6 protein-coding genes are annotated in these 6,300 nt (G+C 59.7%); 4 read left to right on the top strand and 2 right to left on the bottom strand.

The window, feature by feature from the left end; genetic code table 11:
- Window positions 1–236 (bottom strand): transposase (locus FHW69_RS11720; protein WP_183423229.1); only part of this gene is annotated, 236 nt, incomplete at its 3' end.
- Window positions 237–405: 169 nt separating this feature from the next.
- Here FHW69_RS11720 and FHW69_RS11715 point away from each other — a divergent pair.
- The 4 genes from FHW69_RS11715 (at window position 406) to glpK (ending at window position 5,191) form a co-directional block, all read left to right on the top strand.
- Complete coding sequence (locus FHW69_RS11715) at window positions 406–1,182, top strand: DeoR family transcriptional regulator (RefSeq protein WP_183423228.1); 777 nt, start codon at window positions 406–408, stop codon at window positions 1,180–1,182.
- 226 nt (window positions 1,183–1,408) lie between these two features.
- A complete protein-coding gene (glpD, locus tag FHW69_RS11710) occupies window positions 1,409–2,908 on the top strand; it encodes a glycerol-3-phosphate dehydrogenase (protein ID WP_183423227.1) in 1,500 nt (499 codons plus the stop codon).
- A 60-nt stretch (window positions 2,909–2,968) separates the two neighbouring features.
- Window positions 2,969–3,673 (top strand): MIP/aquaporin family protein, encoded by a 705-nt coding sequence (locus FHW69_RS11705; protein WP_183423226.1) that lies wholly within the window; start codon window positions 2,969–2,971, stop codon window positions 3,671–3,673.
- 15 nt (window positions 3,674–3,688) lie between these two features.
- Window positions 3,689–5,191, top strand: coding sequence for a glycerol kinase GlpK (gene glpK, locus FHW69_RS11700; RefSeq protein WP_183423225.1), 1,503 nt, complete (start codon window positions 3,689–3,691; stop codon window positions 5,189–5,191).
- Window positions 5,192–5,263: 72 nt separating this feature from the next.
- On the opposite strand, the gene FHW69_RS11695 is transcribed toward glpK, so the two are convergent.
- Window positions 5,264–6,199 carry a carbohydrate kinase family protein gene (locus tag FHW69_RS11695; protein ID WP_183423224.1) on the bottom strand — a complete coding sequence of 312 codons (936 nt, stop codon included), beginning with the start codon at window positions 6,197–6,199 and terminating at the stop codon, window positions 5,264–5,266.
- Window positions 6,200–6,300 lie beyond the last annotated feature (101 nt).

Raw genomic sequence — 6,300 nt, 5'->3', positions numbered from 1 at the left:
CCGTGGTTCTCCATCGCCAAATCCGCGTACATGCGTTTGAGCTTGTTGTGCTCCGCTTCCAGGTCGCGCAGGCGATGAACGTCCGACGCTTCCATTCCGCCGTACTTCGATTTCCAGGTGTAATAGGTCGCCTCGGAAATGCCCAGCTCCCGGCACATGTCCTTGACCTGCCTGCCGCCTTCGACCTGCTTTAGCGTCGCAACGATCTGGCTCTCGGTGAATTTGCTTTTGCGCATCGTAGGTCTCCTTGGGGATATTTTGCCCGGGGACCTCGGTTTATGTCTGGAGTAAGTTTACGGGGAGGCGACAAAAGCAGCGCACTCGCACTGATTACACCGCGGCGCGCCATGACATTGAGGTCGGCAAGCTGCATGATGGCTTGTGTTGCGTTCAGTTGGAGGGCCCATGGAACCTATTCTTAATCGGCGGCAGGAAGAGCTGGTCGCCATGGTTCAGCGCGATGGTTTCGCGGCCGTTGAAGATCTGGCGGCCCACTTCGATGTGGCCCCGCAGACCATTCGTCGCGACCTCAATCTGCTTGCCGACCTTGGCCTCATTCGCCGTTATCACGGCGGAGTGAAGGCTCCTTCGAGCGTGGAAAATCTCGCATATACCGCGCGCCAGGGACTTCAACAGGCGGAAAAGCGACGCCTCGCGTCATTGCTGGCCAGCCATATTCCCGACGGCGCGTCGCTGTTCATCAATATTGGCACCACCAATGAGGACGTCGCGCGTGCGTTGCTGGATCATCGCGGTCTTCGCGTGATCACAAACAACCTAAATGTCGCGATCATGCTCAGCAATAATCCGACCTTCGAGGTGATCGTCGCCGGTGGTGTCGTGCGTGGTCGGGATCATGGCGTCACCGGCGAGGCCACCATTGAGCTGGTACGCCAGTTCAAGGTGGACTTCGGCGTCATCGGAATTTCCGGTATCGAGCTGGATGGCACGCTGCTGGACTTCGATTACCACGAGGTCCGCGTCGCACAGGCCATCATCGAGCACTCGCGACAGGTGTTCCTCGCTGCTGACCACAGCAAGATCGGGCGGAATGCGATGGTTCGCCTTGGCAATCTGGGGAGCATCAGCGCCTGGTACACGGATCGACAGCCTCCGGCGCCGTTGCTCTCCGCGCTGATCGAGGCAGGCACCACGTTGCATATCGCCGACGCGCACAACTAGAGCCATACGGGCTTCCCTTCCCACGTGCCCCGCTGATACCGCCAGACGATCCGCATATCCACCAGGCCACACCGCCTCAAGTATCCGGTTACGCTGCGGTGCAGCGTGCGATGTTCGATTTTGTTCGTTTATGCTCGATAGACGGGTATGGACTGCCGATCTCGTGCGTGAAATGTTCGTAAATGCGAAATCGCCAGTGCAAGCCCTCCTTTGAGCGGAGCGTGGCATGACCGAGCAAGTCGACGTCCTGGTAGTGGGTGGAGGCATCAATGGCGTAGGTATCGCCCGGGATGCTGCCGGGCGGGGGCTTTCCGTCGTCCTGTGCGAGCGTGACGATCTTGCCGCGCATACCTCAAGCGCAAGTACCAAGCTGATCCATGGTGGCTTGCGGTATCTGGAGCAGTTCGAATTCGCCCTCGTAGGCAAGGCGCTCGCGGAGCGCGAAGTACTTCTTCGCGCCGCACCGCACATCATCTGGCCGCTACGCTTCGTGCTTCCACATCAGCCACACCTGCGTCCCGCGTGGATGATCCGTATCGGATTATTTCTCTACGACCACCTTGGACGCGGCAAGCGCACCTTGCCGGGGTCGCGACGTGTTCGCTTCGGCAAGCACGTGACGGGTGAGCCACTGCGCAGCGAGTTCAAGGTGGGCTTCGTCTACTCGGACGCCTGGGTACAGGATGCGCGCCTTGTGGTCCTGAACGCGATGGATGCACTGACTCGTGGCGTGCAGATCCGTACACATACGGAATGCACACATGCGGCGCGCGATCAGGACGGATGGACGGCTGAACTGGTCGCCGCAGACGGTACGAAAACGACGGTGCGCGCCCGTGCCCTGGTCAATGCGGCAGGTCCATGGGCCGCCTCTTTCCTGGATAACGTCGCGCACATCAAGCATGACCATTCGCTGCGACTGGTAAAGGGAAGCCATATCGTCGTGCCGAAGATTTTCGATCATCGTTACGCGTATATTTTCCAACAGCCTGATCGCCGTATCGTGTTCGCAATCCCTTATGAAAGGGAATTCACGCTTATCGGAACCACGGACATCGAGTACCACGCTGATCCGTCGAAGCCGACCATCGACGTCGAAGAAACTCAGTATCTGTGCGAAGCGGCGAATCGCTATTTCAAGAAAACGCTGACTCGCGCAGATGTCGTATGGACGTATAGCGGTGTTCGCCCGCTGCTCCAGGACGAATCGGGCAACGCATCGGAAGTCACTCGCGACTACCTTCTGGATCTGGATACGCAAGGCGCGCCGCTGCTCAACGTGTTTGGCGGAAAGCTCACGACATTCCGCAAGCTGTCCGAAGAAGCCATCGACAGACTGGCGCCGCTTCTGGGTAATCGCCAGCCGGCCTGGACGGCCAATGCGACGCCACTTCCCGGCGGAGGCGAGCGCGACATGGATGCGCTGATTGCCGATGTCAGGAGTACCCGCCCTTGGCTTCCGGAGACGATGGCCTGGCGTCTCGCGCATAGCTACGGCACCCGTGCCCGCGAGCTTCTTGGGGAGGTGACCAGTCTGGAGACACTTGGTGAGCACTTCGGTGCAGACCTCTATCAGGCCGAAGTGGACTACCTCGTACACCACGAATGGGCGCGGTATGCCGAAGACATTCTGTGGAGGCGCAGCAAACTGGGCCTTCATTTCACGTCGGATCAGACCGTTCGTCTGGACGCCTATCTGGCCAGAACGGCGCGACAGAATCACTGACGATCCGGTGCGCATGAATCACCCGCTGACCCGAAAAAGAACATTCAAGGAGAGATACGCATGTCGGTTTATCTGAGTGAATTCCTTGGCACGATGGTCATGATCCTCCTGGGTGATGGCGTTGTGGCAGGTGTGCTTCTTAAAGATTCCAAAGCCAAGGACTCTGGCTGGATCGTCATCACCGTGGCGTGGGGTATTGCGGTGTTGATGGGCATATTCGTGGCGGCGGCGAGCGGCGCGCACATGAATCCTGCCATCACGATTGCGATGGCTTCCATCGGCAAGCTGTCCTGGGCGCTGGTCCCCGGCTACATTGCGGCACAGATGGCCGGTGCTTTCGCGGGCGCGGTACTCACGTACCTGACCTACCTGGCGCACTGGGCGCGCACGGATGATCCGACGACCAAGCTGGGCGTGTTCTGCACCATTCCTGCCGTGCGAAATATCCCTGCAAACCTGCTCACCGAAGTGATCGGCACATTCGTCCTCGTGTACGGCGTGCTCGCGATTGGCGCAAACAATTTGACCAACGGCATGGGCCCTGTGGCTGTCGCGTCGCTGGTGGTGGTGATCGGCATGGGCCTGGGCGGACCTACCGGTTACGCGATCAATCCTGCACGCGACCTGGGCCCGCGACTCGCCCATGCGCTGCTTCCCATTCCTGGCAAGGGCGGCTCGGATTTCGCGTACGCGCCGGTGCCCATCATCGGCCCCATCGTGGGTGCGTTGCTTGCCGCCTTCTTCTTCAATGCTGTTGCCGGCTGACACGAGGACACTGACGTGACGACTAAAAAATACATCCTTGCCATTGATCAGGGCACCACCAGTTCCCGTGCCATCCTGTTTGATAACGAAGGCTCCATTGCCGGCATGGCGCAGCGCGAATTTCCCCAGATATTCCCGCAACCGGGTTGGGTCGAACACAATCCGCGCGAAATCATGACCAGTGTGCTCACCACGCTTACTGAAGTGATCAGCAGTTCAGGTATCGACGCCTCGTGCATTGCCGGGATCGGCATCACGAACCAGCGGGAAACGGCGGTGGTCTGGGACAAAAAGACCGGGCAACCCATCCATAACGCCATTGTCTGGCAGTCCCGTCAGACGGCGGACATCTGCGAGAAGTTGAAGGCGGACGGCCACGAAGAGATGGTTCGCGAGAAGACGGGCCTTCTGATTGATGCCTATTTTTCGGGTACCAAGGTCAAGTGGATTCTCGACAAGGTGGAAGGCGCGCGCGAGCGGGCCCGGAAGGGCGAGCTCCTGTTCGGCACCATCGACAGCTGGGTCATCTGGAACCTCACCGGCGGCAAGGTGCACGTCACTGATTACACCAACGCATCGCGCACGCTCATGTACGACATCTACAAGCGCGAGTGGGACGACGAACTTCTGAAGATGCTAGACGTTCCCCGCGCCATGCTTCCCGAAGTTCGCTCGTCCAGCGAGGTGTATGGACAGACGTTGCCGAAGCATTTCTTCGGGCGTGAGGTTCCCATTGCAGGCATCGCCGGTGACCAGCAGGCGGCCCTTTTTGGTCAGGCGTGCTTCGAGCCGGGTCTGGTCAAAAATACGTATGGCACCGGGTGCTTCCTTCTGATGAACACAGGCGAGAAAGCCGTGCGCTCGAAGAGCGGACTGCTGACCACCATCGCGTGGGGTCTGGACGGCAAAGTGGAGTACGCACTGGAAGGAAGCATCTTTGTTGCCGGCTCTGCGGTTCAGTGGTTGCGCGATGGATTACGCATGTTTGGCAAGGCGAGCGATTCGCAGGCCTACGCCGAGCGCGCGCGTGACAACGACGGTGTCTACTTCGTGCCGGCGTTTGTCGGTCTCGGCGCACCCTATTGGCGAAGTGATGTCCGCGGCGCTGTATTCGGACTGTCACGCGGAACAACGAAGGAACAGTTCGTTCGTGCGGCGCTGGAATCCATGGCTTATCAGACGCGCGACGTGCTCGAGGCGATGGTTGGTGACTCGGGTATTGACGTGAAGGAGCTGCGCGCAGATGGCGGTGCCATCGCCAATGACTTCACGGCACAGTTCCAGAGCGACATCCTCAACATCGACGTGCTACGCCCGAAAGTGCAGGAAACCACGGCGCTGGGCGCCGCATATCTGGCAGGTCTCGCGACCGGATTCTGGTCAAGCCGGGAAGACATCGCCAAACAGTGGGCCGTCGATCATCGCTTCAAGCCGGCGATGGGCGAGGAAGAACGCGAGAGGCTCTACAAAGGCTGGAAGATGGCGGTAGAAGCCACGATGGGTTTCCGCGTCGCCTGAGGCCACGCCGAAGACAACAAAAAAAGGCGACGCATTGCTGCGTCGCCTTTTTCATCTGGACGGCTGAATCGTTCAGGCGAACGCGTAGCCGAACTGATCCTTGAACTCGGCCGCGAACTGGTCGTACGTGAACTTCTGGTTCTGCGTACCGTGGTGCTCGACCTTCAGCGCCCCCATCAGTGATGCCATGCGGCCGATGGTCTTCCAGTCGTAGCCTTTCATGATGCCGAAGATGAGGCCGGCACGATAGGCGTCGCCGCAACCCGTCGGATCAACCACCTGGCGCTCGCGTGCGGGCGGGATCTCGATGATCTGGCCATCGGTGTGAATCAGTGAGCCGCGCGGGCCCTGAGTCACGATGTATGCCTTTACGTGCGAGGCAATCTCGTTGGCGCTCCAGCCGGTGCGCTGCTGAAGCAGCTGCGACTCGTAATCGTTGACGATCACGTAGGTCGACTTTTCGATCATCGAGCGGAACTCGTCGCCGTTGAACAGCGGCATCGCCTGACCCGGATCGAAAATGAAGGGTACGCCGCGTGCAGCGAACTCGTCCACGTGCTGCAGCATGGCGTCACGGCTGTCCGGTGCCACGATGCCGAACTCGCAATCGGGGATGTCGCGCACGTGATTTTCGTGCGCGCTGGACATCGCACCCGGATGGAATGCGGTGATCTGGTTGTTGTCCAGGTCAGTCGTGATGAAGCACTGCGGCGTGAACTGGTCGTCGAACTGACGGACGTTGTCCAGGCTGATGTCGTTCTTCACCAGGTGATCGCGGTACGGCGCGAAGTCCTGACCCACCGTGGCCACCGGCATCGGGTTACCGCCGAGAAGCTTCAGGTTATAAGCAATGTTGCCCGCGCAGCCGCCGAACTCGCGGCGCATGCGCGGCACGAGGAAGGAAACATTCAGGATATGGACCTTGTCCGGCAGGATGTGGTTCTTGAACTGGTCAGGGAACACCATGATGGTGTCGTAAGCCAGGGAACCGCAGATAACGGCTGTCATGCGTGGGCGACCCAATATCGGTTGAGGCGGCGCAGACCCCTGCTGCCGCGGGCGGCGGGCGAATGCCCGGCAAAGACTCGAATCGTACCCCGAAAGACGAC

Source organism: Luteibacter sp. Sphag1AF (genome assembly GCF_014192715.1).
GTDB lineage: Bacteria > Pseudomonadota > Gammaproteobacteria > Xanthomonadales > Rhodanobacteraceae > Luteibacter.
The sequence above is the reverse complement of the archived record's forward strand: the minus strand, read 5'-3'. Positions and strand labels throughout refer to the sequence as shown.

Excerpts from the sequence above, each read along its gene's own strand:
- FHW69_RS11715 (WP_183423228.1), top strand. The coding sequence starts at position 406 with ATGGAACCTATTCTTAATCGGCGGCAGGAAGAGCTGGTCGCCATGGTT.
- glpD (WP_183423227.1), top strand. The coding sequence starts at position 1,409 with ATGACCGAGCAAGTCGACGTCCTGGTAGTGGGTGGAGGCATCAATGGC.
- FHW69_RS11705 (WP_183423226.1), top strand. The coding sequence starts at position 2,969 with ATGTCGGTTTATCTGAGTGAATTCCTTGGCACGATGGTCATGATCCTC.
- FHW69_RS11695 (WP_183423224.1), bottom strand. The coding sequence starts at position 6,199 with ATGACAGCCGTTATCTGCGGTTCCCTGGCTTACGACACCATCATGGTG.